This is a genomic window from Capnocytophaga sp. oral taxon 863 str. F0517 (assembly GCF_000466425.1).
Classification (GTDB): Bacteria; Bacteroidota; Bacteroidia; order Flavobacteriales; family Flavobacteriaceae; genus Capnocytophaga.
The window spans coordinates 24,856-50,612 of record NZ_KE992083.1; the positions used below are offsets into that span (position 1 = coordinate 24,856).

The 25,757-nt window shown below is 39.8% G+C and carries 29 protein-coding genes; 9 read left to right on the top strand and 20 right to left on the bottom strand.

Annotation, left to right across the window (positions count from 1 at the left end; genetic code table 11):
* Positions 1-21 precede the first annotated feature (21 nt).
* The 4 genes from HMPREF1551_RS00080 (at position 22) to lysS (ending at position 4,865) form a co-directional block, all read left to right on the top strand.
* Complete coding sequence (locus HMPREF1551_RS00080; RefSeq protein WP_021626932.1) at positions 22-1,164, top strand: hypothetical protein; 1,143 nt, start codon at positions 22-24, stop codon at positions 1,162-1,164.
* The gene (gene recO / locus HMPREF1551_RS00085; RefSeq protein ID WP_021626933.1) at positions 1,161-1,871 is read left to right on the top strand and encodes a DNA repair protein RecO; all 711 of its coding nucleotides are present in this window, start codon (positions 1,161-1,163) and stop codon (positions 1,869-1,871) included. The genes HMPREF1551_RS00080 and recO overlap by 4 nt, the downstream gene beginning before the upstream one ends.
* Positions 1,872-1,933: 62 nt before the next feature.
* Positions 1,934-2,959, top strand: coding sequence for a Holliday junction branch migration DNA helicase RuvB (ruvB, locus tag HMPREF1551_RS00090; RefSeq protein WP_021626934.1), 1,026 nt, complete (start codon positions 1,934-1,936; stop codon positions 2,957-2,959).
* A gap of 223 nt (positions 2,960-3,182) precedes the next feature.
* Complete coding sequence (lysS, locus tag HMPREF1551_RS00095; protein ID WP_021626936.1) at positions 3,183-4,865, top strand: lysine--tRNA ligase; 1,683 nt, start codon at positions 3,183-3,185, stop codon at positions 4,863-4,865.
* Between the two features lie 177 nt (positions 4,866-5,042).
* Here lysS and HMPREF1551_RS00100 read toward each other — a convergent pair whose 3' ends face one another.
* The 11 genes from HMPREF1551_RS00100 to HMPREF1551_RS00145 form a co-directional block, all read right to left on the bottom strand.
* Complete coding sequence (locus HMPREF1551_RS00100; protein ID WP_021626937.1) at positions 5,043-5,597, bottom strand: imm11 family protein; 555 nt, start codon at positions 5,595-5,597, stop codon at positions 5,043-5,045.
* A 43-nt stretch (positions 5,598-5,640) separates the two neighbouring features.
* On the bottom strand, positions 5,641-5,919 hold the full coding sequence (locus tag HMPREF1551_RS00105; protein ID WP_021626938.1) for a hypothetical protein: 279 nt from the start codon (positions 5,917-5,919) through the stop codon (positions 5,641-5,643).
* A gap of 129 nt (positions 5,920-6,048) precedes the next feature.
* The gene (locus HMPREF1551_RS00110) at positions 6,049-6,537 is read right to left on the bottom strand and encodes an SMI1/KNR4 family protein (RefSeq protein ID WP_021626939.1); all 489 of its coding nucleotides are present in this window, start codon (positions 6,535-6,537) and stop codon (positions 6,049-6,051) included.
* Positions 6,538-6,707: 170 nt separating this feature from the next.
* Positions 6,708-6,869 (bottom strand): hypothetical protein, encoded by a 162-nt coding sequence (locus HMPREF1551_RS13555; RefSeq protein WP_021626940.1) that lies wholly within the window; start codon positions 6,867-6,869, stop codon positions 6,708-6,710.
* 151 nt (positions 6,870-7,020) lie between these two features.
* Complete coding sequence (locus tag HMPREF1551_RS00115) at positions 7,021-7,410, bottom strand: hypothetical protein (RefSeq protein WP_021626941.1); 390 nt, start codon at positions 7,408-7,410, stop codon at positions 7,021-7,023.
* Between the two features lie 32 nt (positions 7,411-7,442).
* Positions 7,443-8,033, bottom strand: a complete 591-nt coding sequence (locus tag HMPREF1551_RS00120) for a hypothetical protein (RefSeq protein WP_021626942.1) — start codon at positions 8,031-8,033, stop codon at positions 7,443-7,445.
* Positions 8,034-8,061: 28 nt separating this feature from the next.
* Complete coding sequence (locus HMPREF1551_RS00125; protein WP_021626943.1) at positions 8,062-8,487, bottom strand: hypothetical protein; 426 nt, start codon at positions 8,485-8,487, stop codon at positions 8,062-8,064.
* A 21-nt stretch (positions 8,488-8,508) separates the two neighbouring features.
* Entirely contained in the window at positions 8,509-8,823 is a 315-nt protein-coding gene (locus HMPREF1551_RS00130; protein ID WP_021626944.1) for a hypothetical protein, read from the bottom strand.
* Between the two features lie 77 nt (positions 8,824-8,900).
* A complete protein-coding gene (locus tag HMPREF1551_RS00135; protein WP_021626945.1) occupies positions 8,901-9,533 on the bottom strand; it encodes a hypothetical protein in 633 nt (210 codons plus the stop codon).
* A gap of 408 nt (positions 9,534-9,941) precedes the next feature.
* Positions 9,942-10,487: a DUF4303 domain-containing protein gene (locus HMPREF1551_RS00140; RefSeq protein ID WP_021626946.1), complete on the bottom strand. Its 546-nt coding sequence runs from the start codon at positions 10,485-10,487 to the stop codon at positions 9,942-9,944.
* Between the two features lie 50 nt (positions 10,488-10,537).
* Positions 10,538-10,975 carry an SMI1/KNR4 family protein gene (locus HMPREF1551_RS00145; RefSeq protein ID WP_021626947.1) on the bottom strand — a complete coding sequence of 146 codons (438 nt, stop codon included), beginning with the start codon at positions 10,973-10,975 and terminating at the stop codon, positions 10,538-10,540.
* Between the two features lie 433 nt (positions 10,976-11,408).
* Here HMPREF1551_RS00145 and HMPREF1551_RS00150 point away from each other — a divergent pair, with 433 nt between their 5' ends.
* Positions 11,409-13,730 carry an outer membrane beta-barrel protein gene (locus HMPREF1551_RS00150; RefSeq protein ID WP_021626948.1) on the top strand — a complete coding sequence of 774 codons (2,322 nt, stop codon included), beginning with the start codon at positions 11,409-11,411 and terminating at the stop codon, positions 13,728-13,730.
* 1 nt (position 13,731) lies between these two features.
* Here HMPREF1551_RS00150 and HMPREF1551_RS00155 read toward each other — a convergent pair whose 3' ends face one another.
* Complete coding sequence (locus tag HMPREF1551_RS00155) at positions 13,732-14,529, bottom strand: DUF2797 domain-containing protein (RefSeq protein ID WP_021626949.1); 798 nt, start codon at positions 14,527-14,529, stop codon at positions 13,732-13,734.
* An 82-nt stretch (positions 14,530-14,611) separates the two neighbouring features.
* On the opposite strand from HMPREF1551_RS00155, the gene HMPREF1551_RS00160 reads away from it, so the two are divergent.
* The 4 genes from HMPREF1551_RS00160 to thrC all read left to right on the top strand — a co-directional run bounded on the left by HMPREF1551_RS00160 (position 14,612) and on the right by thrC (position 19,054).
* Positions 14,612-16,138 (top strand): GH3 auxin-responsive promoter family protein, encoded by a 1,527-nt coding sequence (locus HMPREF1551_RS00160; protein WP_021626950.1) that lies wholly within the window; start codon positions 14,612-14,614, stop codon positions 16,136-16,138.
* Between the two features lie 68 nt (positions 16,139-16,206).
* Entirely contained in the window at positions 16,207-16,581 is a 375-nt protein-coding gene (locus tag HMPREF1551_RS00165) for a hypothetical protein (RefSeq protein ID WP_155851594.1), read from the top strand.
* 227 nt (positions 16,582-16,808) lie between these two features.
* Complete coding sequence (locus tag HMPREF1551_RS00170; RefSeq protein WP_021626952.1) at positions 16,809-17,738, top strand: Dyp-type peroxidase; 930 nt, start codon at positions 16,809-16,811, stop codon at positions 17,736-17,738.
* Between the two features lie 38 nt (positions 17,739-17,776).
* On the top strand, positions 17,777-19,054 hold the full coding sequence (gene thrC / locus HMPREF1551_RS00175; protein WP_021626953.1) for a threonine synthase: 1,278 nt from the start codon (positions 17,777-17,779) through the stop codon (positions 19,052-19,054).
* Here thrC and HMPREF1551_RS00180 read toward each other — a convergent pair whose 3' ends face one another.
* From HMPREF1551_RS00180 to HMPREF1551_RS00215, 8 genes are all read right to left on the bottom strand, one after another.
* The gene (locus HMPREF1551_RS00180) at positions 19,055-19,759 is read right to left on the bottom strand and encodes a ComF family protein (protein WP_034543936.1); all 705 of its coding nucleotides are present in this window, start codon (positions 19,757-19,759) and stop codon (positions 19,055-19,057) included.
* A 76-nt stretch (positions 19,760-19,835) separates the two neighbouring features.
* Positions 19,836-20,288 carry a 50S ribosomal protein L9 gene (rplI, locus tag HMPREF1551_RS00185; RefSeq protein WP_021626955.1) on the bottom strand — a complete coding sequence of 151 codons (453 nt, stop codon included), beginning with the start codon at positions 20,286-20,288 and terminating at the stop codon, positions 19,836-19,838.
* A gap of 16 nt (positions 20,289-20,304) precedes the next feature.
* Positions 20,305-20,598: a 30S ribosomal protein S18 gene (gene rpsR / locus HMPREF1551_RS00190; protein ID WP_002670530.1), complete on the bottom strand. Its 294-nt coding sequence runs from the start codon at positions 20,596-20,598 to the stop codon at positions 20,305-20,307.
* A gap of 3 nt (positions 20,599-20,601) precedes the next feature.
* Complete coding sequence (gene rpsF, locus HMPREF1551_RS00195) at positions 20,602-20,943, bottom strand: 30S ribosomal protein S6 (RefSeq protein WP_021626956.1); 342 nt, start codon at positions 20,941-20,943, stop codon at positions 20,602-20,604.
* A gap of 85 nt (positions 20,944-21,028) precedes the next feature.
* Positions 21,029-22,267: an alpha/beta hydrolase gene (locus HMPREF1551_RS00200; RefSeq protein WP_021626957.1), complete on the bottom strand. Its 1,239-nt coding sequence runs from the start codon at positions 22,265-22,267 to the stop codon at positions 21,029-21,031.
* A gap of 1 nt (position 22,268) precedes the next feature.
* Positions 22,269-22,760: a dihydrofolate reductase gene (locus tag HMPREF1551_RS00205; protein WP_021626958.1), complete on the bottom strand. Its 492-nt coding sequence runs from the start codon at positions 22,758-22,760 to the stop codon at positions 22,269-22,271.
* A gap of 138 nt (positions 22,761-22,898) precedes the next feature.
* The gene (locus tag HMPREF1551_RS00210) at positions 22,899-24,263 is read right to left on the bottom strand and encodes a TlpA family protein disulfide reductase (protein WP_021626959.1); all 1,365 of its coding nucleotides are present in this window, start codon (positions 24,261-24,263) and stop codon (positions 22,899-22,901) included.
* A 36-nt stretch (positions 24,264-24,299) separates the two neighbouring features.
* The gene (locus HMPREF1551_RS00215) at positions 24,300-25,751 is read right to left on the bottom strand and encodes a RagB/SusD family nutrient uptake outer membrane protein (protein ID WP_021626960.1); all 1,452 of its coding nucleotides are present in this window, start codon (positions 25,749-25,751) and stop codon (positions 24,300-24,302) included.
* Positions 25,752-25,757: the final 6 nt, after the last annotated feature.

Consider the following 25,757-nt stretch of genomic DNA (forward strand, 5'->3'; position numbering starts at 1 on the left):
CTTCATTTCCAAATATCTGAAATGAAACGAATTATTATTCTATATCTCCTTATAGGAAGCCTGCTGAGCTGTGAGCCACAGAAAAAGAAAGAAGTCGCCCACACTCAGGAGGCTAAAACCGTATATATCAAGAACTACACTTACCCAGAGCTCACAGAAGAAGCTACTGAAAATATACGTAACTGGTACGAACTGAAGACCATCTACCAAATCCTACTGAGTATCTCTCCTGAACAGCAGTCTGTTTCCCTTTTGGAGCATAGCAATCCTGATTCGCTTTATGTATATAAGCGGCTCTATCCTAATGCCAAAGAGAATATCCAGACCAATGGAAATCTGATGCAGGATTGGCGCATCTTGGAGTCTCCTTCCGATACGGCCTACAAGTTCGTCAAGCACAAGGCCGATGAAGTCTCCTCTTTTGCTTGGGAGACACTCTTGCTCAAGGAGCTTCCCTATACTTTCTCGGTGCGTATGTTCCCTTCCTCTGGAATAAAAAAAGTAAAGTTGGAGGTAGTGCGCCAAAAGGATAAAAAAATCATACGTGAGCAGTTCCTACGCTTGGATAGCCTCTCGCTTAACCACTTGGAACCTTATACCAAGCTCTCCGCTGTAAATGACGGTTGGGTGAAGGTAGATATACAGGTAGAGACTCCCCTATATGGCAAATATACTTTTGCTATCAACTATGATGAGCAAGAAGTAGCGGAAGATTATATCTCTTTCTATCGTTCGGAACTACTTCTACCTATCAAATACTATAAAGAAGTAGAAAAATCCGGAGAAAAACTCCTTAGTAACCCCAAAAACATCAAGAGTTCCTATAATAGCATCTACTTCTGGCTTTTCCAAATAGAAGATGAACTCCGACAGCTATGGGCTAAGGACAATTTCCCTGAAAAACTCCGCCGAGATGAAATAAAGGCTCGTCTGAAGCTCTTCGAAACCTATGTCCGCCGCCTCTCCAGTGAAGTAAAGGAAAACCCTCAACTGAGCAAGGAGGATGTACAAAAAGGCATTGGGGATATACGAGAGTCGTTTGCCTCTGTCATTCGTTATATCAATTTTCTCAACAAAGAAAAATTGGATGACAAGCTCGGCACGCTCCTTAGCAACCCAGACTCCCTGAACAACAACCTACATCCCCTACTCCCCTCCCAATGATACAGACCAAGGCCATCGTACTTTCTGCTATTAAATTCCAAGAAACGAGCCTTATCGTACGTTGCTATACACAGCAGGGGGTGCGCTCTTACCTGCTCAAGGGCGTACTAAGGCATAAGAAAAAGGCCATTACCCCGGCCTACTTCCAACCCTTAAGTCAGCTGGAGCTTATCACCACCGATCGCCAAGATGGTACTTTGGAATACATCAAGGAAGTAAGGGTCAGCTATCCCTATAAAAGTCTGCAACAGAGTGTAATCCGCAGTTCTGTCCTATTCTTTCTCTCCGAGATAGGCAGCCAAGTGTTACAGGAGGAAGTCGCAAATGCTTCCCTTTTTTCCTTTTGGGAGGAGAACCTGCAATGGTATGATAGGGCGGAACACTTTGCCAACTTTCATCTGAAATTCCTCACGGATCTTACCTTCCACTTAGGGGTACTGCCCAATACAAATGCCTTAGAACTCCCCTATTTTGATTTGGAAGCAGGGGTATTTGTCCCTATGCACAATGGGCATTTCCTGATGAGTGAGAGCGAAAGCCTACTTTTGAAATTCTTTCTCACCCACTCCATGGAAGAAGTCTGCCAGCTAAGAATGAGCCGAACAGAGCGCAATGACCTCTTGGAGCAACTGCTGAACTATTACCGCTGGCACCTACCTTCCTTTAAGATTCCCCACTCATGGGAAGTCCTCAAAAGCATATTATAAACTTGCTTTCTAAGGAATTTTATTGTACTTTTGTGGCGTGGTTAATTTGACCCAATGATTCTATGAACGCAAACCTAAATCCAGAAAAAAACAACCTTTCTCCCCAAGAGTTGGATATAGAACGTGCCTTGCGGCCACTCTCGTTTGAAGACTTTACCGGGCAGGAGGCTATTCTGGAGAACCTTAAAATATTCGTCAAGGCAGCTAATCTCCGTGGCGAAGCGCTCGACCATACCCTCTTCCATGGCCCTCCTGGACTGGGGAAAACGACCCTTGCCAATATCTTGGCCAATGAGCTGGGGGTAGGTATCAAAATCACCTCAGGCCCAGTGTTGGACAAGCCTGGGGATTTGGCAGGACTTCTAACCAATTTAGAGCCACGTGATGTGCTTTTTATTGACGAAATTCACCGCCTTAGCCCCATTGTAGAGGAATACCTCTATTCAGCTATGGAGGATTACAAGATAGACATCATGATAGAGTCCGGCCCCAATGCCCGTACCGTACAGATCAGCCTCAACCCCTTTACCCTTATTGGCGCCACTACCCGTTCGGGCTTGCTTACCGCACCTATGCGAGCACGTTTTGGTATCCAAAGTAGGCTACAATACTATACTACCGAACTGCTGGCCACTATCCTACAGCGCAGTGCTTATATCTTGGGTGTACCCATCTCTGAAGAGGCGGCCATAGAGCTGGCCGGACGTAGCCGAGGCACCCCTCGTATTGCCAATGCACTGCTAAGGCGTGTTCGTGATTTTGCCCAAATCAAAGGCAATGGCAAGATTGACATAGAAATCACCCGCTTTGCCCTCAAAGCCCTCAATGTAGATGCACACGGCTTGGACGAAATGGACAATAAGATCCTCCTTACGATCATTGATAAGTTCAAGGGCGGCCCTGTGGGGATCACTACCCTTGCCACTGCTGTTTCTGAGAATGCCGAGACCCTGGAAGAGGTCTATGAACCCTTCCTGATCCAACAAGGCTTTATCATTCGTACCCCCCGCGGAAGAGAAGTTACTGACCTTGCTTATAAGCATCTAGGAAAAGTACGATTCCATGATGGGCAACCAACCCTGTTTTAAAGAAAAGTAAAAGCTATGCAATCCAATATAAAAGTAGTTACAGAGAATTTCCGAGCCATAGGTCATGCTGCTATTCAAATTAGCGGGATCACCGTGGTTTCTGGAGAAAATAGCTCGGGGAAAAGGACATTTACCCATAATAAAAAATATTGTTAATAATTAGCCCTTTATCATTGCTCATTTCTCATTATTTTGTATTTTTGCCCTCATAAATCTATACACCATGACCGAACAAGAAATTATCCGCCGAGAGAAGCTCGCCAAACTTAGGGAATTAGGTATTAATCCGTATCCTGCTGAGTTGTTCCCTGTGAACTTCCTCGCTAAAGACATAGAAACCCAATACGAAGAAGGTAAGGACGTAGTCGTAGCAGGCCGCCTGATGTCCTTCCGTATTCAGGGGAAAGCCTCTTTCGCTACCTTGCAGGACAGCTCAGGTCGCGTACAACTCTACTTTAAGCGCGATGACCTCTGCCCTGGGGAGGACAAGACCCTCTATAATGAGGTATTCAAAAAACTCCTTGACTTAGGCGACTTTATCGGGGTGGAAGGTACCCTCTTCACGACTAATATGGGCGAAAAATCCATTGAGGTAAAGCAGTTCAAAGTCTTGTGTAAGACCCTTCGTCCGCTCCCGCTCCCTAAGGTAGATGCCCAAGGAAAGGTACACGATGAGTTCAACGATGTAGAACAGCGTTATCGTATGCGCTATGTGGATTTGGTAGTGAATCCACAGGTGAAAGAAGTATTCCTAAAGCGTAACCGCTTATTCAATGCGATGCGCGAGTACTTCAACAATCATGGGTATATAGAAGTAGAAACCCCTATCCTTCAGGCGATCCCTGGCGGAGCTTCTGCACGTCCATTTATTACCCATCACAATGCTTTGGATATCCCGCTCTATATGCGTATTGCCAACGAACTCTACCTCAAGCGCCTTATTGTAGGGGGCTTTGATGGGGTATATGAGTTTGCCAAGAACTTCCGCAACGAGGGAATGGACAGAACCCACAATCCTGAATTTACAGGAATGGAAATATATGTGGCTTACAAGGACTACCACTGGATGATGGAATTCACCGAAAACCTCTTGGAGTATTGTGCTAAGGCGGTGAATGGCACCACCAAAACAACCTTTGGCAAGCACGAAGTGGATTTCAAAGCCCCTTATCCGCGTGTGACCATGACTGAAGCTATCAAACGCTTTACAGGCTTTGACATCACAGGAAAGAGCGAGGACGAACTCAGAGTTTTTGCCCAATCCATTGGCATAGAAGTAGATGATACCATGGGCAAGGGCAAGCTCATTGATGAGATATTTGGAGAAAAATGCGAAGGTAACTTCATCCAACCTACCTTCATTACCGACTATCCTAAAGAGATGTCACCCCTTACCAAGGAACACCGCAATGACAAGAATCTCACCGAGCGCTTTGAACTCATGGTATGTGGTAAGGAAATCGCCAATGCTTATTCCGAGCTAAACGACCCTATCGATCAGCGCGAACGCTTTGAGGCACAAATGGCGCTCTCCGAACGTGGTGATGATGAGGCGATGTTCATAGACCAAGACTTCCTCCGCGCCTTAGAGTATGGTATGCCACCTACTTCTGGGCTGGGTATCGGTATGGATAGGCTTATTATGTTCCTAACCAATAATGAGACCATACAGGAAGTACTCTTCTTCCCACAGATGCGCCCTGAACGCAAGGAAGTAGAACTCTCCGATGACGAAAAACTAATCCTTGACCTCCTTAAAAAGGATAACAAGTTACCTTTGGAAGACCTTAAGGCTAAGACCGAATTTTCCAATAAGAAATGGGACAAGGCTATCAAGGGACTTACCGCTAAGAAAGTAGCGGCTGTCAGCAAAGAGGGGGAAACACTTTTTGTTGCTCTTCTTTAAGAAATAAAGGACTATAGAATAAAGGGTTATAAGGTTTTAGCTGAAACTTTGTAACCCTTTATCCTTATCTTTAAAGTAGGTTCGATATAAACAAAAGTTCCCTCAGATCTTACAAATTTTCTATGTTTGTGTAATAGGGATATTGTTCTCTTATCAATACATTAGGCACATCGGGGCTTAACGCCAAATGGAATAGCCCTCTTCCGTAAAATTAAAGCCTTTTAATTTTTCTCTTTCACAAATATTCTTGAACTCTTCAGATACTATTATGTAAGAGCTATGTTCTTTCATCCGTACAATAGAATAGGATTCCATTTTTTGAGTCTCTATAAACCATTTCTTTATCGAATAATAGTTATCTTCGTCTATTTCAAAAATAGATTTTTCTTTGTCCAAACAAGGAATTAACTGCAAAATATTCAACGCAAAAAAAGTATCATCATGGTTTCCCTTCTTATCTACTATATGAGCAGGGAAGAATTCTATTTCCTCTTTATCAACTAAATGCAAAAATAAGTTCCTGAACCTACTACTTACCAAAGGCGCCCCAATGGTAGGTAATATATCATATGTGTGAAGGTAAGTATCCAATCTATCTACAATAAAAACTAAAGATGCTTCAATATTCAATTTCTCTCCAGAAAAGAAATCTAACCAACTTATAGGATTTTGCGCTTCACTATAAGCAAAACTAACATCTCGTTTGTAAAATTGTGAAATTTTATAACACATGTTTTAATTTGTTTTACAGTATCTGTTTTCAAAGTAAAACTTTTTAATATTTATTCAATAGAACACTTAAATAAGCTACTGATGATTGTATATCCTCATCATCAATATCAGCTAATAAAGCTAACGTTTCCTTGTCTATCAATATCCTTTCTTCTATGAGATTTTCTAATAGAATATCTAAGGCTAATTTTTTCTCTCCAAAGGCGATAAGTTCTCTTGCATCCTTGATAATTGTTGTCACATAGGAAATAAGCTCATCAGTAGGTAAGTTAGGCTTTACAACCTTTTCTAATCTATCTATAAAATTTTCTATTTGTCTCATAATCAGTATTGTAAAAGAACTGAGGCACCCCTATTCTCCAGCGTGCTGTAGTCATAAACCATATAAACAATTCGTCTTTCATAGTTTGTTATAAATAAACGTTGACTTTCATTATTGTACAGTGCTACATTATATAGCATCATAAGCATCTCCGTATGAGATAAAATCTTCTTGTAGCCAGTACCATTGTTGTCCTTTGCAAGCATAGATTCGCTCCAATAATTCTGTAAAACTCTTAGCAATAATAGCCTGCTCGCCTACCACTCCATAGCGATCCCAAAAGCTATCGTAGCAATATCCCCATCTGTCTTTTGACAGATCAATGGTGATATATTGAGAGTTACTATCATCAGCTATAAGAAACCAATTATGGCTGATATCCTCCTTATTTTCTTCTCCTATAAGTACTTTATTGGCTCTTTCAAATTCTGTTAGCCCCACTATTTTTATCGAATAGGGAGCCTCTGGAAAGAAAACAATAGAATGATAGTTCTCCAAATAGAATTCTAGATCATCAGGAAGTCCTAAAGGTACATTTTTATTGGGTATGGGTAATTTTTGAACCATACACTCTTTGTCTCTCTCTATTTCTACAATTATTTCATTGATTTTTTGCATAAGATGAACTGAACACCAGCTACTTTCCTAATTTTATTTTCTTCCCTTTAAGGGTATAAGTTCTTTCTAAAGATATATCAATCGTTTTGAACTATCAACTATGTATTGAGATAAATCATTGTAATCATTAAAATCAGAAGGAACTACGAAAGAATATTAAAAGACAAATCTCATTCTACAAGCACCTCTGTATTAATCTGATTTCTAACAGTTTCAATATATTCATATAGCTTCGCATATACAGATTGAGCACTAATAATTTCATACAACTGAGGAATTTCAACAGTTATATGAATTTTAATATTTTTAGTCTCAGCTAATTCTTTATTCATTAGTAAGTGATTGATTTTTATATCATTATACGAACTTACTTTATCTTATCTCTTTTCTACATAGAAGGACAATACATCACCATAGTTATAGGATAGCCGAACAAAGTTCCTCATTATGTAGCATGTGTCTAAACGAGTAGGGTTTGTAACGCTATAATATCCCCTCCTCTACTTGTTCTAAGATATAACTCCACCAAGTATTTGAATCCAAACAAGGAGTGTCTATTTTTAAAAAATGGCTTTTTATAGTTTTTAGCTTTTCCGAGCGTAATGTATCGCTATATTCTTCCTGAAAATCAAAGTTTTTAGTAAAAAACAGCAAGCAATCTAAGAGTTGGTTCAAAGACGAATTTATAAAAAGAATACTCTCTGAAAGGGAATAAACAGAGTGATTGCTATGGTTAACCCCTATTTTATCCTCGTAATCAACTCCTATAATATAAAAATCACCTTCTGTATAAACAGGAAGTTTAAAAGAAAGCCCTATAAAGCTAAGGTCTGAAAAGTTTTTTATTATTTTCTCTATTTCTAATATATCCATTTCTATTTAGATAAATTGGTGTTCGTTGATTGTTACTTATTTCTAAAAATATTCCTATCTTCTAAAGAAAAAAGACGGGATGTTTGTAGTGTTTTTACTAATTTCATTTGTGCATTAACTTCATCTCTGACAATACTCTTATCCATATTATGAAAAAGATATCCCCATTTGTACGAAGCGATAATATACGAAATAACTTCCATACGCGCATTGATAGCACGCTCTCCATACCTTTCTGCCTTTTGTTTTATCCCTTTGTAAATCTCATCAAAGCGACCTATTAAGAGAAGGATACACAGTTCAGGCAATATTTCATCATCATAACTTTCATATTTTTGCTGTAGAATATTCTTAGGATTTATAATTTCTCCTTGCTCATCTATTACAAAAGGATAGGTTTGTTCAAAAATAGACACTAACACTTCTCTTTTTTCATCTACTTGATATAACATTTCCAAACAAGAAAAATACATTTCACTAAATAGGGTGTATTCCTCTGGATACGCCTCTTTATAAGTGGCTAACACATCAAAAGGATAGGATATATTCCACAAATTCCAAAACAATATATTATCCTTAGTAATATACTGAAATTCACGTTGTATATATTCTTTATATTCCATAAATTAACTACCTCTCTACTTTGGGATTTTAACGAGTAAAAGGATTTTTACCACTGATAATCACATTATCTTCACTTGTTAAACAAATCATAGCAGCTAAATTTACATCTGTTATATAAACATCTAAACTACTGGGTAATTGAGGGATAATTAACTTTATATTATTCCACCCAGATATTTTGTATATATCATCTCCTTTTTCTGTAAAGATAAAAAAATCACCTTCTAATGGCAACTCTAAAATAGCCCTTATAGCTTCTACACCATAATATACCTTTCCTAAATCTTTAAGACATTCAAAATATCGTAAAAATCGTCCGCTATTCAATTTGGTATTATCTACATATTTGCTCAGTATTTTAGTTTTGTTCTCTTTACTTATTAGGGCAAAGTCATTAGCTGGTATTTTAGACTCAATTAGAGTGTCTTTTAGTAGTTTATCATCTATTTTCATAATGAATAATCAGAGTATTCTTTAGATTTTGTTGTTTTCTTTCCAAAATTCCACTAATTTCTCATACAAACAATGGATTAAAAGCATTTCATCTTCTTTAGTTAAAGTCTTTGTGAAATCTTTTTTAAAAAGGTAATATTTAATTTGTTGAGAAAAGGCAAAGTTAGTCGGTAATTTGTATTTAGAAGCTAACCACTCGCTAAACCCCTCTAACAATATATTATCTTTAGCTAAATCATAGCCAATAATAAGAGATACGTAGTTACTATAAGTACTATCGGGTACAAACATACCGATGCAGTCCTTTATATGTCTAAACAATTCTATTTCTTTCATTATAACACACCATCTACAATTCCTTTTTTCTTCAAACTAATCTACTATATTATCCATAAATAGTTTTACTTTTAATTTTATAAAGAAGAATGCATTTCTTCAATATCGGCTATAAAACCTTCAAAAATTTCATCATATATGCTATTCTTTTCATTATTTTTTGCTGAATAAAAGCATTCTTTGATAAAAGGATCTCTTTTAAAACATAAAATAATATACAATAGCGTTTCAAGTTCTTCTACAGAAGATATATCATTCAGCAATTTTAGATAAACACTTTTGTTAGCTTCCATATAGCTTATAATAGAGGGTAAAAGAGGGGCTTCCTTCCCTACTGAAGTAGGTACAAAGTACTCAAAAGGCTCTATTTCTGTATTATATTTAATTATTATATGCTCGCCTTGGGCATTTCTGTCGTTACCATTGAATATTTCAAAAATGATATTTAGAAGTTCGAGCCTGTTGTTTGTAATAGCTACCAATTCATTAAGAAATGGTAGTATATAAAAACAGCTTTCGGATAGACCTCCTTGTATAACAATTTGATTGTCTAATTGCCAATAAGCGATATTTCTTTTGTGTGGATTATCATCAATAAGGTTGTTCAATATATCAGCTATATTGTAATCTATAAAGCCTAAACGATCTTTTAGCGCTCTCCACTCTACTTTTCTGACGGAATTTAATATAATATCTAATGGTTTATTCATATCAATTGTGTTTTAATAATGTAGAAAAACGGCTACAAAATCAGTGAGTTGGCGCAGTATAGAGAAAAGCCCACGAATTTTACGAAATTTCACGAATTTGGGATTGTATAAAAGTCTCTGTTTTGTATTATCTCACGAATTTTTCACCTGACAGTGAATTAAAAGCCTCACACTGATTACACAGATTTTAACACGGATAAATCTCTTTTATTGCACAGATTGGCAGCTGGCACTGCTGGATTTTACGGATTTTATAACACTAAATGTGGTTGTAAATCAATGTTTTGTTATATAGAACTGATGTTAAAATATTACTTACAGCAAAATTAGACGTATATTTAACTATTAAAATCCTCTTTGGGAGGAGCTATAATTTATTCTAATCTTTGTGTTTTATAATAAATAGTATTATTCCTCTACTTTGGGATTATCTTTTAACCATTCTTGGATATTCTTTGCTTCATTGAGTAAAAGGGCTCTATCTACATCGGAATTGTCGTTAGGAATACACTCAACATTGATATAGACTTGCTCTCTCGGCTGATTGATTGAGAAAATGCCCTCTTGATCCAATTTTTGCATCGCTTGTACCATTGCCGAGACTCTTAGTTCGAACTCTCGCTCTATTTCATCTTCGTCTTCCATATTAAGAATACTAGGATAAGTATCTAACAAACTTTGAACAGGTTTGAAATATTCCTCACCAAAAGCGTAATAAGGCGAATCAGCAAAGTTCCATTTGTATAACCAAATTTCTTCTTTGGGATGTTTAGGTATCTCTCTGTCCAAGGCTTCATAAGACCAAGCCGATAGAATAGGTGCATAGCCCTCGGCAGGAGCAAGTAATACACAATTGTAATAATGTTCCTTGTTCTTAAACAATTCCAAGAATGCTTCTTTAGCACACTTATAGATAAGCTGACTTAATGCTTCTGTTCGCGCTTCTTCTGTCATTTTGATTTGATGCTACTTGTTGAAAATATTTCTGAGGGTTTACTACCTAATTATGGCAAAGTGGTATGCTCTAAAATGGTTATAAACTCACTGAATGTATCGCATACAAAGTAGGTATTGCAACCACTATTGGAAGCCTCAAAAAAGTGAGAATGGTCATAGAAATGAATACCTTTGGAGAAATCACCCACATCTTCGGTTACTAAAAGGAGCATCCCTCCTCCTGGGTCTCTCCCGATGACAAGGCTTTTTCCGGGAAAATCGTCACTGAACTCTTCATAGGTTTCTATACATTCTTTTATATCATAGAAAAGTTCAAACATAATGTATTCGTCTATATCCTTTACATAGAAATAGGCTTCATCAATGGTAGCACCGTCATTTTGGGCTAAAAAATTAAAATAATCATCGGGCAAGGTAAAGCCTAAAAACTCCTGAAAAGCAAGGGCTTTTGCTTCACTACCTTTATTTATTACTTCTATTTTCATACTAAAGCTGTTTAAACTTTTTAGAGGTGTAAAAGTTGCTCAAATTGATATTTTTATAATAAAAAGGGGGGAACGCTAAAACTCAGTAACTTTGGGCAAAGATACAATAAATAAACGGATTATTCTTTTTTAAGTGTGGGAAAAAGAGAATTTAAGAGCAATAATTGTCCTATTACTACTTCTACAAATGGAGTAAAACGGTAGCTTTCAATGAATATAGTTGAATTTATTAAGGAAGAAGAAATTAGACTTAGCTTACGTTCAATTGGATGGAAGTCCTAAAGCTGGAAATCACAAAAATTTATTAGTATTTATATTCAAGTTTCTCGAAAAGTTTATTTTTTTAACATTATACATACCACATAATATCTAATTTTGTTGTATCTTTGTGATAAAGAATTAACAACCATCTTCATTAACCAAAAATATAAAAATGAAAAATATTATCCTTTCACTACTCTTAGTCATTAGTGCCACCACTGCTGCACAGACTACTTTCAAAGGCACATTGGTCAACCCCGATCAGAAGCCCATCAGTGATGCAAATATTATCCTGATGTCGCTCCCTGATTCTACCTTAGTAAAGGGAGCTATCAGCAATGGGAATGGTTCTTTTGAACTACCCAATCCCGCTAATAGCAAAAAGGTGCTTATTAAAATTACACATTTGGAATACCAAGAGAAAGTATTGTCTCCTACAAGTAGTAATTTAGGTACGATTGTTCTAATTCCCACTTCTAATGAATTAGATGCTGTGGTTGTTACTGCCCACCGCCATCCTATTTTGGAACAGAAAGGCACTCGCATTAGTACCAATGTAGCACAATCTACGTTGCAAAAATTGCCCACTACCGATATGCTATTGAACTTTCTACCAGGGGTTAGTACTTCCTATACAGACAGTGGTTTTGAGGTTTTTGGCAAGGGGAATCCCATCTTCTATATTAATAATCGCAGGGTGCGTAACCTTGATGAGGTGTATCAGCTATCTCCAAAAGATATTGAGCGTATAGAAATGGAAACTCAACCAGGTGCCGCTTTCGATAATACAGTAGGCGCTGTTATCTACATCATACTCAAAAAGAAACCAGGAGATGGACTTAGTGGGGCAGTTGAAAACACCTTCTATTTCTTCAAAAAAGGCACAATGTATGAAACTTGGTTAAGCTTCAATTATCGTAAAGGGAAAAACGACTGGTTTACAAGCATAAGTAATGATAATCATTTTAACCAAGAAGACTATAATGTAGCTCAGGATTTGCAAGTATTTACCCAAAATAACCAGTGGCGAGTACTCAATGATGAAACCCATCAAAATCAGTACAAAAACATCAAAACAAAGATAGGATTTGCACATGAATTTTCTGAAGAACACTCTCTGGGGATGAGCATAAGAGGGAGTATTATACCTTTCAGCGGACACAACTTTAGCACTCAAGAAACGACCACTTATAAGAACCAATTGCTTACTGCTCGGGGGCGCAACGAGTATGACCAATTTGAGCAAGACAAAAAACTCAGTGTCAATGCCTATTACGAAGGCAAACTCACTGATGTGCTAAAAATGCAAACTGATGTGGATTATATCGGTCTGCGTTCTGATAATACTTCAGACATTGTTGAGCACAACCTCCTTAATACAACCTCTCGCAACGTACACACGCATTCCGATGTGATTTCTAATTGGTGGGGGCTCAAGACCACTTTCTTTCAACAGTTAGGCAAAGGGACTCTTGGCTATGGTGTTGAGGTAAGTAACCTACACCGCACTGAGAATTACCAAGACAATGTACTTTCTGCCTTCAATGTTAAAAATAACGAAACTCGTTCGGATGCTTTTCTTAGTTTTTCCTATCCTATCAAAAAGGTAAATCTAAAACTTGGCACACGCTATGAGTATGCTGATTTTGATTATTATGAAAACGAGCAGAAAAGCGAAGCGAAAAGTAAGACCTATCGAGATTGGTTGCCTAATGTATCGGTGGCTTTCCCTTGGGAGAAAACTCAAATAACTTTCAGCTATGCTCGCAAGATTAAGCGCCCTGCCTTCCATGATCTCAGTGACTACAATAGCTATGTTTCTTCTTTCCTGTACAATCGCGGAAACCCTTATATTACACCTCAACTCACTGATGAGTGGAATACGCTGGCCACCTATGGGCCTATATCAGCTTCCGTTACTTATTCCCATATTCACAAGGGAATTTATGCCGATTACCAACTCTCGTCCATCAACTCCGATGCGGTAGAAAAAATTCTTCGTAATTATGACGATTTTAGCCTATTGAAAGGTACACTTAATGCTCAAAAACAAATAGGAAAGTGGATGCCTAAACTTACCCTTACCTATGAAAAACCTTTTGCTGATAAGGTGTTTTACAAAAGTGAAGGACTTTTTTCAGTAGAATGGATGAACCTAATCACCCCTTCAGAAAATTGGCTTTTTTTAATTATGCTTCTCTATAAGAGCAAAGGCTCTATGCAAGAAGCCTACATATACAAGCCTGTAAGTGGTGTATTTGTAGGAGTAGCACGTGCATTCTTCCACCAATCACTTTCTGTATATGCTGTAGCCTCTGACTTTTATAACGGACTAAACCGACACGCTCGCATACAAAACCCATATATCAGTAACAGTACCGCCCATAACAACAGTAATTTTAGTTTCAAGATAGGAGTAAGCTACAATTTCAACACTACCCAAAACAAATACAAAGGAAAAGAAATAAGTGAGGAGGAAAATAGCCGAATGTAATTTAAGAAAAACTAATTTCCACTACAAACCCCTCGTGTCCGCGTACATTGAAGACGGTGTTATCCTCAAAGAGGAGGTATTGCCCTTTGATTCCCATAAGCCTGCCCTGATATTGTAGGGTCTTGGGCATAGTAAGGCTGGTGACTTTGGTAGGATACCTAAGAACGGGATAGTTGATATGGTAGATAGGTACTTCTTCACTGAAGTAAGACAAGGTCTCTTGGGGGAGAAATGCTTTTAAGCCTTGTTTTATAGTATTGAGATCCACTACTTGGACGGTATTGGTCAGCATCTTCCGCCAATTAGTCTTATCGGAGATATGCGCCTTGAGGGCGACCTCCCCTATCCCCGCCAAGTAGCGGTTGGGTACCTCCAACATTACCAGAGCCTCATGAGCACCTTGGTCTATCCAGCGGGTAGGCATCTGTGTTTTGCGGGTAACCCCTACTTTTACCTCGCTGGAATTGGCCAAATAAAGCAAGTGTGGTTGTAGCTGCACCTGCTGTTCGTAGGCCAAATCTCTGTCTTCTATACCCAGATGAGCCTTGCTCAGTTCTGGGCGGATGATCCACTCCCCCACCTCAGGAGCTTCAAAGAAACACTTTTTACAGAGTCCCTGCCTATATATCTCCTTGGGTTGCCCACAGTGCAAGCAGTGGTAACCCGCAAAGCGCAAAGAGAGCTGTTGCCCTAATAGGTCGTTCATAGGGAGTTCTCCCTCTTCTAAGGAAAGGTAATACTGTACAGGCGTTTGCGCCTCGGTTCGCATTTTTCTTAAAACCGTTTGGTAGGTATTCATATTTTTTGTACTTTTACGTCCGCTATACTGATTGACAAAAGTAGTAAAAATAAATCAAACCTCGAACATTTTTTCTCAAAATATGGCTTTAACGATTATCCATTCCATTGCCTCTTGGTTTTTGCGCAAACGTATAGACCAGATAGAAGAATTCATCAAACGCCCTCACGAAGTACAGGAAAATGTATGTGCCAAACTCCTGGAAGCTGCACAGAGTACCGAAATGGGCAAGCAATACGATTTTATTTCCATTCGCAACTATGAGGATTTTGCCTCACGTGTTCCCATCTCTATCTACGAGGATATAGAGCCTATGATAGAGCGTGCCCGCCGTGGGGAGCTGAACCTTTTTTGGCGTACCCCTATCAAGTGGTTTGCCAAGAGTAGTGGTACGACCAATGCCAAAAGCAAGTTTATCCCTGTAAGTGAAGAAGCCCTTCAGCATTGCCACTACAAGGCAGGAAAGGATATGCTTTGCTTGTACCTGAATAACAACCCCGACTCCAATCTATTTACAGGAAAGAGCCTACGCCTCGGAGGGAGTAAGGAGCTATATGAGGAAAACGGGACTATCTTTGGCGACTTATCAGCCATTCTTATAGACAACCTGCCTTTCTGGGCGGAATTCAGCTGTACCCCATCCACCAAGGTGTCCCTAATGAGTGAATGGGAAGCCAAGATGAAGGCTATTATAGCGGAATCCTCACGAGAGAATGTAACCAGCTTGGTAGGTGTTCCCTCTTGGATGATGGTACTCTTAAGGCAGGCACTCGCCTATACAGGCAAGGAAAATATATTAGAGATATGGAGAAACTTAGAGGTATATTTCCACGGTGGAGTGAGCTTTGTCCCCTATCGAGAGCAATATAAGCAACTGATCCCCTCCGATAGTTTCCGCTATTATGAGACCTACAATGCCTCCGAGGGTTTCTTTGCTATACAGGACAGAAACAACAGCGACGAAATGCTGCTGATGCTGGACTATGGCATTTTCTATGAGTTTATCCCTATGGATAGCTTTGGCACCCCCGCCCAGAAAGCCATTCCGCTATGGGAAGTAGAGGTTGGTAAGAACTATGCCATGGTCATCACCACCAATGCAGGGCTTTGGCGTTACCAGATAGGCGATACAGTACGCTTTACCTCCATCTCGCCCTATCGTATCAAGATTACAGGACGCACCAAGCACCATATCAACGTATTTGGGGAAGAGCTTATCATAGAAAACACCGAGGAAGCCCTCAAAAGAGCCTGTCATGAACACCATTGTAGCGTGATAGAATACACCGTGGCACCTATTTTCATGCAAGGCAACAAGAGCGGCGGACACGAATGGATCATTGAGTTCGAAACCGCCCCTGAGGATATAGAAGCCTTCACCCGCACCTTGGACACTGAACTAAAAGCCCTCAATTCCGATTACGAAGCCAAGCGCTATAATGATATGACCCTTGCCATGCCTAAGATTCATATTGCCCGAAAAAACCTCTTCCACGATTGGCTTAAGGAAAACGGCAAGTTAGGAGGCCAACATAAGATTCCACGCCTTTCCAATAGTCGAGATTACTTCGAGGCGATTTGGAAACCAATGCTCAATGATTCTTTATGAAACCCTTTAGTATTCTGTTTTACTTCCTCTGCTTTCCTGCTTTTATGTATAGTCAAAATGAACCTCTTTTGAATGTAACACTAAGAGTACAAGAGCATACACCCCTTATAGAGATTAGGAATGCCACTACGGATACCATACAACTATTTTCTAAACTGAAAAAAGAAAGCAAAGAAGCAAGTACTCATATCTTGGGCTTTAGGAAAGAAGGAAAACACTATATCGGAGGAGGATTAGATAACTGTTATGATTGCTCTGTGAACTATCTCTTTTTAGGAAATACTGAAAAACCTTACATAAAGATAGCACCACAGAGCAGTATCAGTACTTATTTTCCTTATTTATCCTCTGGAACCTATTATTTTGAGATACGAACTTTCTATATTTACCAGAAAAAGCGTTATAACTTGAAGGTAACAACCCCTGAAATCAACATCAACTAAGTTTTCCTATAAGAATAGGAGGGCGTAGTATTAGCTATCTTTTTAAGAAAATCAATGGAAATATCCTATTATACTTGGTACGTAGTATATAATTTCTCCCCATGAAACAAATATAAGAAACACCTTGCAAAGCCGTTAGAAATATCTTATCTTTGTGCCTTAAAGAAAATAATCTAAAATAGATAGTGTAACTTACTGTTAATCAAAACCTTTTACAGAATAAAATAATGAAGAATTATCAGAATGTAACTGATTTGCCTAATAATAACACCATATTTTTGGTATGGACATTCAAAAAAGAGGCGGACAAAGCCCCGCTCAAGGCTGCTTTCTCCAAGGTATGTGGTTTGGTAGGAAATCTCAATAACTCGGTAGCCGATCGCTTCCCTGAAGCCCGTGCAAGTGTAACTATTGGTATTAGCCATAGGGGGTGGCTTACTTTGGGCTTACCTACCCCTCTGCCTAAGGAACTTAAGGATTTTCAACCTATCAAGGGTAGCAAGCATACAGCAGTAGCTACCGAAGGGGACTTACATTTTCATATTCGTGCACATAACCAAAGCTTAGCCTATGATATGGCCGCTGTTATTACTGATGTAATGCAGCCTATTGCCGATTGTATAGTCAATGTACAAGGGTTCAGGTATTGGGACGGACGCGCTATCATTGGTTTTGTAGATGGTACCGAAAACCCTCGTGGCGAGGAAAGGGAACAGTTTGCCGTAGTAGGTGAAGAAGACCCTGATTATCAAGGAGGCAGCTACCTATTTGTCCAAAAATATGTACATGATATGAACGCATGGCATGCGCTCCCTATAAGCGAACAAGAAAAAGTCATAGGCCGCAGCAAAGAGATGGATATAGAAATGGATGAAGATACCAAGCCCTCCAATGCCCATTCTGCCCTTGCCAATGTAGGAGACGACCTGAAAGTAGTCAGAGACAATATGCCTTTCCATGACCCTGCGAGCCACCAGATGGGTACTTACTTTATTTGCTATGCGAATACCTTTAGTACTGTAGAGAAAATGCTTACCAACATGTTTGTAGGTAACCCTGTGGGTAATTACGATCGCTTGTTGGATTTCAGTACCGCCCAAACAGGTACCCTCTTCTTTGTCCCTTCCTTAGATATGTTGGACGATTTTGCTGACTAATCATAGAAAAATATCCGTATCACAAAAAAACATTGCATATGAACTATTATAATATCAAGCATAAGGACGAAATCGTCTCCTTCAAGGAAGCTACCCTAAGGGGATTGGGAAAAGACAAAGGACTTTTTGTTCCTGAACGAATTCCCTCCTTACCCGCTTCTTTCTTTGAGGATATTACTCAAAAAAGCAATATAGAAATCGCCACAGAGGCACTTTATCCCTATGTCAATGACAGCTTTACCAAAGCGGAACTCCAAAAGGTTTTGGAAGAAGTATTTGTCTTTGATACCCCTGTAAAGGAACTCTTAAGCAATACCTCTGTATTGGAACTATTCCATGGGCCTACCATGGCCTTCAAGGATGTAGGAGCTCGCTTTATGGCGCGTTGCTTAGGCAAATTCTCTGATAAGGATAACCCTACTACGGTAGTAGTGGCTACCTCTGGTGATACAGGGAGTGCCGTAGCCAATGGCTTTTACAAGGTGGAGGGTGTAAGAGTGGTCATTCTCTTCCCCAAAGGGAAAGTAAGCCCTTTCCAAGAATACCAAATGACCTCCTTAGGCGCCAATATCCAAGCGGTAGAGGTGGAAGGTACCTTTGATGACTGCCAAGCCCTTGTCAAGCAAGCCCTTTCCGATGCTTCTCTCAAGGCAGAACGTGTGCTGAGCAGTGCCAACTCTATCAATGTAGCCCGCTTTCTCCCTCAAATGCTTTACTACTTCTTTGCCTATAAGCAGGTAAAAGACCTCTTAGGAGGTAAGGATTGGGTAGTAGCCGTCCCCAGTGGGAATTTTGGCAACCTGACCGCTGGTCTCTATGCGCATGCGATGGGATTGCCTGTAAGCCGCTTTGTGGCTGCTAACAATGCCAATGATACCTTTGCCCAGTATCTACAAACGGGGAGTTACCATGCGCAACCCTCTGTAGCTACTCTTTCCAATGCCATGGATGTAGGAGACCCCAGCAACTTTGTCCGTATCCAAGAACTATTCGGTCATAATATAGAGGCCATTCGCAAAACAATCTCAGCGGTAGCCATTTCAGACCAAGAAACTTTGGATGAGATTGCTTATGTACACCACACCTTGGGCTATATTCTCGACCCTCATTCGGCAGTAGGGCACTTGGCCTTGCAGAAGGCGCTACTTCCCAGCCAATATGGTACCGTACTAAGCACCGCCAGCCCTCAAAAATTTGACCAGGTCATTCGCCAAGTAATTCCTACTTTCCCCGTTCCTGAAGTAGATCTGAGCACCTGCCATAAGAAGAGCATAGGTAATTCGTATGAGGCTTACAAAGCGCTGCTTCTTAGTTAGTTACTCATCATTACTATAAGCCATACAGACAAGGCTTACTTGAGCGCCAGCCCCTATGAGCAAGGTAGCGCACTGTGCGAGGGTAGCCCCTGTGGTTACAATATCATCTACAATAAGGACATGCCTTGCGGAAATGGCCTCAGGGTCGGTAAGTATGAGTTGTTCAGCAGAAGACCTTTGCCGCTCCAGCCAGTGTTTTTTAGCCTGAGCTGTATTATAGGTATGCTTGAGCAACAAATCTTCACGATAAGGTACTTGTAGTGTTTGTGCTATATAACTTGCAAAGAGTGTTACTTGATTGTAACCTCTTTTTTTCTTTTTCTTGGGATGCAAAGGAACCGGCAACACCAGGTCTACTCCCTTAAAGTAATCCGTTTCCTTCAGCTTTGGCGCATACCATTGGGCTATCCATCGGCCTACTTCCTCCCTATCATGATACTTGAGGGCATGGATAAGCCGTTGGGAGACTGTTCCTTTGTCATAATAGAGTAGAGCAGCCGCCTTTTGGATCATAACCCTACCCCAAAACTTCCTTATCATAGGGTTCTGCTCATCGGAAAGCAGGTGAAAATTTGTTTCTCTAAGTTCATGCAGGCAGGAGGTACAGAGAAATGGCAGCTGAGGGCTGAGAATTTGCCCACATCCCAAGCAATAATGAGGGTACAATACTGAAAAAATATCTTTGAAAATGGAGAGGAAGGACATAGGGGTTACTTATAAAAAAACCATCTCCATGGGGAGATGGTTTCGCTTTAAATCCAAAATCTATGAATAAAAACGTTTAGTTATTTTCGGCTACTATTTCAAAAGGTACAGAAACGATTACCTCTCTGTGCAAACGTACAGAGGCCTCGTACTTACCTGTTTGCTTAATATTACCACCAGCGATATAGATGTATTTCTTATCCACTTGGTGTCCAGCCTTAAGAAGTTCTTGGGCAAGATCATCATGGTTTATAGAACCGAAGAGTTTGTTACCTACCCCTGCCTTAGCAGCAATCTTTATTTCTAACTGTTGGAGCGCCTTAGCCAATTGCTTCGCATCTTCTACAATTTTCTTTTCCTTGAAGGCTCTTTGTTTTAAGTTCTCAGCCAACACCTTTTTAGCAGAAGGAGTAGCCAACTGAGCGAGGCCTTGAGGAATAAGATAATTACGCCCATATCCGTTTTTCACGGTTACTATATCGTCCTTGAACCCTAAGTTAGGGACATCATTTTTAAGTATAATTTCCATTGATTCCTTGAATTAATTATTTTAACAAATCGGCTACATAAGGCAATAGGGCTAAGTGACGTGCACGCTTAACGGCTACTGCGATCTTTCGTTGAAACTTCAGAGAAGTACCAGTGATACGACGAGGCAACAACTTACCTTGTTCGTTAATAAATTTCAATAAGAAATCAGGGTCTTTGTAATCAATATATTTGATACCTAACTTTTTGAAACGGCAATATTTTTTATTTTTGTTGGTATCTATATTCAGTGGAGTAAGATATCTGATATCTCCCTCTTTTTTTCCTTTTGCTTGTTGTTCGATAGACATGTTTTAGGCTTTTTTACTGTTCAACTTTGCTCTTCTTTTCTCTGCCCATGCGATAGCATCTTTGTCGAGCTTTACGGTAAGGTAACGCATCACACGCTCATCGCGACGGAATTCCACTTCGAAGGATTCGATAATCTCTCCTGGAGCCTTGAATTCGAATAAGTGGTAAAATCCACTTTTTTTGTTTTGGATAGAATAGGCTAATTTCTTCAAGCCCCAATCTTCTTTTGCCACCATTTCAGCACCCTTTGAGGTCAAGAAATTCTCAAATTTCTCAACTGCTTCCTTTATCTGGGCTTCAGATAAAACGGGATTCAAAATGAAAACAGTTTCGTAATGATTCATAAAAACTTAATATTTAATTTGAGGTGCAAAGATATAACATTTTTAGTGATACTCCAAATATTTTTTAGTGTTTTTCTTTACCGCCTTATTGGGGTTGGCTTTCAGCAGGCGCTTGGGCACTATCTCCCTCTGTATCAGCGGGTTGCTGCTTAGGCGTTTCCTTTATAGTAACATCTCCCTTCTTCGTTTTGAGCTTGCCTCGGTATTCTTTTTGGAGTTTTTCAAGGGATTGGCTTACCAATTCCTTGGTTACGAAGTCTATTTCTTTAGCCCCATAAGCACGCTGAAGAGAGCGGAAAGCCTTCTGTGGCTCCTGAATACGGATGTAGTAATCCCCTTCCAAATAGTCTGGTAAGGCCGTATCCTTGTAATAAGGCTTGATATACTTAATCAGTATAGGAAGTGACTCGAAGTCTGCATTTTTGAGGATTGCTGCATAGATTGCCTTGACATCCTCCAAGAGAGGTTCTTTGTCTATCCCATATAATTCTTTGATTTTCTTATATTTGTCCTGTATATATTGAGTAGTATTATTCTGCACCTTGAGTACCTTTTCAGCATATTCGCGCATGGTAATAGGTCGGTATTCCTCAAAGAAGAGGTTGAGCGCCTCGCTAATACCAGTTAGGGAGACGGTACTGGTGGTGATTTTGGGAAACTCTTGAGAGAAATAGAAACTATGTTCCAGCTCTTTGATCTTCATGAGCTTATCCAAGTCTGTTATTTTCTTCAGGGTGGCATTGTCTTCTTCCTGAGTCCAACCAAGATAATAGAAAATAGGAGTCTTGAAAGAAGCCAATTGTTCTGGGATAGAAGTAGTTATCTTCTCCATCACATTAGGAGAGAGGGAGACATAAGCATTGAAAAGGGAGTTTTCTTTGAGTAGATAATAATTGATAAAGTTGGCCGCTTCCCCATCGGCAATAATTCCCTTGAAGCCATTGGTTGCATATTTGCTTTGTATGCGGGGAATGAGCTCCTGCCCTATGAATTCGAAAAAGACAGCTGTTTCGTTAAAGGGAACTCCTGTTTCTTCAGGTACTGCTACATCATCTTCATTATTGTAAACCCCTACAATAATAGAAGGAGGCATCTCTCCGGTACGGGAGAAATAGCGCATGGTAGTGACCGTTGGTTCGAGCAATCGACTGGCATTGAGCACCACAAAGAGTGGGTACTTATCACGCTTGTCGTATCCATCAGGGAGAACAATGGTTACCTTTCGGGTACCGTCCATATCCTTGGAGCCAAGATTTTCAGAAGTTACCTGTGCCCCTGCTGTTGTGGTAAGGAGGAGAAGAAGGGAAAATAATAGTTTTTTCATCTTACAATAGTTTGTTATAGGTTACGAAATAAAAGTCATAGGCGTGCCTTTCATCCTTAGGATGAAAGTCTCGTCTTATCAGTTGCCATTCTCGAGGGTCGATTTCTGGAAAGAAGGTATCTGCCTGAAAACGGGCTTGTACTTGAGTGAGTTCCAAAGAGGTTGCATAAGGCAAAGCCAACCTATATATCTCTCCTCCCCCTATGACAAAGGGCTGTTGGTCCTGCTGCTGTGCCACAGCTATCGCCTCCTCTATAGAGGTTACAACGATACAGTGTTCTCGCTGATAATTAGGGTCGCGAGAGAGCACAATATGGGTTCGCTTAGGGAGTAGCCTTGGGAGCGATTCGAGTGTTTTGCGCCCCATGATTACACAATGCCCCATGGTAAGCTGCTTAAAGTGCTGAAAATCATCCGGCAGATGCCATAGTAGTTGGTTTTTCTTGCCTATACCATGGTCAAGGTCTAAGGCAGCTATAAGCGTTAAGGACATGGAAAAGATTTTAGAACGAGGCAAATGTACAATTATTTATTTAATTATAACTTTTCAAAATGTTAAATTTAATCCTTAGTGATTCGTGCTTCACTTTAGCACGAACCACTAAGGATTTACCTCTATTTTGTTCAAATTTTATTTTGATAAAACTTTCTCTATTTCAGGGTCAGAAGGGCGGGGTGCATTAGCGTCTAAGATATTTCCGTCCTTATCAATAAGTAAGAAAGTAGGAATCTGGTTAATGCCATAGTCCTGAATAAACTGAGACTCGAAGGCCTTATCCGCAATGAGCTGTACCCCTTTAAGCTGTTTGTCTTTTACCGCTTTTTTCCAAGCTTCTTTGTCGTCATCGACAGAGATGCTCACAAACTCAATGTTCTTATTGGCCTTGAACTTATCATGCAAAGCCTTGAGCGCTGGGATTTCTGCCAAACAAGGACGACACCAAGTAGCCCATACATCTACATATACGAGTTTTCCTTTGAAGTCGGAGAGAGAATTTGTACCTCCGTTGGCATTTTCATAGTTGGTAAAGACGGGTGAAGGCGCCCCTACAGCAAGCTTTGTGAGCTTATCGTAAGCCAACTGGGCAGTTTGTTTGACTTCCTCATCTTTGGAATTGGCCAATACGAAGTCTAAGATTTCCTTATTCTTTGGATTGCTTGGTTGGATCATAGCAGCTAAGCCTTCTGCAAAATCAGAACGGATATTAGCAGACTTGAGCGCGGCTATGGTCTTGATAAAGTTTTCCAATTGTTCAGGATCTTCTGGATCACTTATTTGCTGGAAATATTTTCTTTGTACTAAGTCTCCGTAAGCCTCATCGGATTCATATTCTTGCGCATTGTCAAAATCAATTCCTTTTGTTTCCTCATAAAAATCCTCTGGAAGTACAGGTCGAGTTCCTAAAAAATAATTATAGGAGTTAGGATAATCTATCAAACACTCAGCGAGCTTATATTTTATCCATTTCTGTTGTTTTTTAAGAAATTCTCCATCAAATTTATAGCTATTTAGCTTTGTTTGAAGTTCACCAAAGTATTTTTTTATGTTTTCCTTGAACACTTTTGGTTCTTGCTTAAAAAGTTCAGCATCGGAGCGGAATATCTTATTATTGATTAAGACTTCTCTTTCCAATAGATACTGATTTTCTTCCTTTTCTGTACCTGAAATAACTGTTTTTCCCAAATCTTTATCGAAAGTTAGCTTCAAGTTGGTTTGTTTATCTAAATAAATAGGAACCTGCAATATAGGACTTTCGAAGAGGTAGTAATAATGGTTATCTGTTATAGGTCGTATGGTATCTAAGAAAGAACCATCGGAGCCTACAGGGATTTCTTTAACGACTTCATTGTTCTGTGCAAGTAATACTTTCTCAATTTCCCCAGGAGTAGATACCCTTCCGGAGATAATCGCATAGTCATCTTTTCCTTGTGTTGCTTTTTCTCCACATGCAGTGAGCAAACTCATAAGGGTTACTGTTGTAATGATTTTTTTCATGTTATTTTTTGATTATTAATGGGTTTATTTGATATGTTAGTATCCTTCATTCTGCTGTACCCCTTTGCTATTAGGGCTCATTCGCTCTATTTGAGGGATAGGGAAGGCAAAGAGTCTGTTAGGCACTGTTTTATTATTGTTTGGAGAGAAAGAGCCATCTATATTGCCCTGAGGTACCGTATCTCCCCAGCGTAGTAAGTCCCAATAGCGGAAGCCTTCGCCTAAGAGTTCTCTTACACGCTCCTTTTTGAGTTCATCCAAGGAGATGGCATCGACCTCTTCAGTAAAGCCTCTTTGCTCTCTTAGCTCGTTGTAGAGGGTCAGTGCTGTCTCATTATCTCCACTGTGCAGAAGTGCTTCTATGGCGTTGAGCATTACCTCTTCATAACGAATTACCTTTATATTACTATTTCCTTCTAGGTCAGAGAATTTATCATTCAAGAAATACATCTCCACACCGAGGGGGTCATCCGTCTCTATCAAGGAAGCTCTCACATCACCCGGTTCGTAAAGTTGTTGTGCCTGCTGAGATACGGCCAATGCACCTGTCCCTCTTGAGTGAATCAAATAGTCATAGGATTGAGTAGAGAGCGTACCGTTAATCCCTACGGTAAGTTCGAATATACTGTTGGATGCATTCGCTTTTTGGAAAGAACCTTTCAGGTCAGAAGCAGCAGCTGGCTGGTATATCCCTGAGAAGATTACCTCTTGGGCACATTCAGCAGCTCTTTGCCATTCACCTTTATACAAGTAATACCTTGATTGTAATGCTTTTACAGCCAAGGGAGAGATATAATTCCTGTGATCCGTATCTACTAGATTTTCTAAAGGAACTCCTTGTGAAGCAGCGACTTGTTCAAATAATTCAACTGCTTTTTGGAAATCTGCCTCTATTTGAGCCTCTGTCTGAGCTATAGTAGCTCTGGTGGAACGGGCATTGGCATCATAACGTGTCGGCAGCACTATTCCTAAAGTACCTCCTGTATATTTCTGTCCGTAGAGTCGCAATAGGTCAAAGAATGCCAAGGCACGTACAGTATAAGCTTGTGCCTTGAGTTTTTTAACCTCATTCGTTCTTTCTTGGGGTGTATTTCCTTCCCCCCAGGGAAGATCATCAGGAGCACTAAGCACAATATTGGCAGAGGCTACCACCTGATAGATGGTCTTCCAAGTAAACTCCGGGGGACTATAAACATCTTGCCCGCTAAGGGTATAGGTAGCCACCTCCGTCAGGGAAGGAGCGTTGAAGAGGTAATGCATTTCGTCCGAACGTACTTCAGCATAAGCTCTGTAATTGCATCCCAAGTAGTTGGCATCTCTCATACTTACATAAGCTCCCCTAAGAAGAGAAGAAAGCTGTTCTACGGAGGTAATTCCTTCGTCAGCACTATCCGACTGAAAGAATTGTGTTTCGGTAAAGTCCTTACTACAGGAAGAAAATAGTATAAGGGAAACTATAAGTGCTAAGTGATAGATGTTCTTCTTCATTTTTCG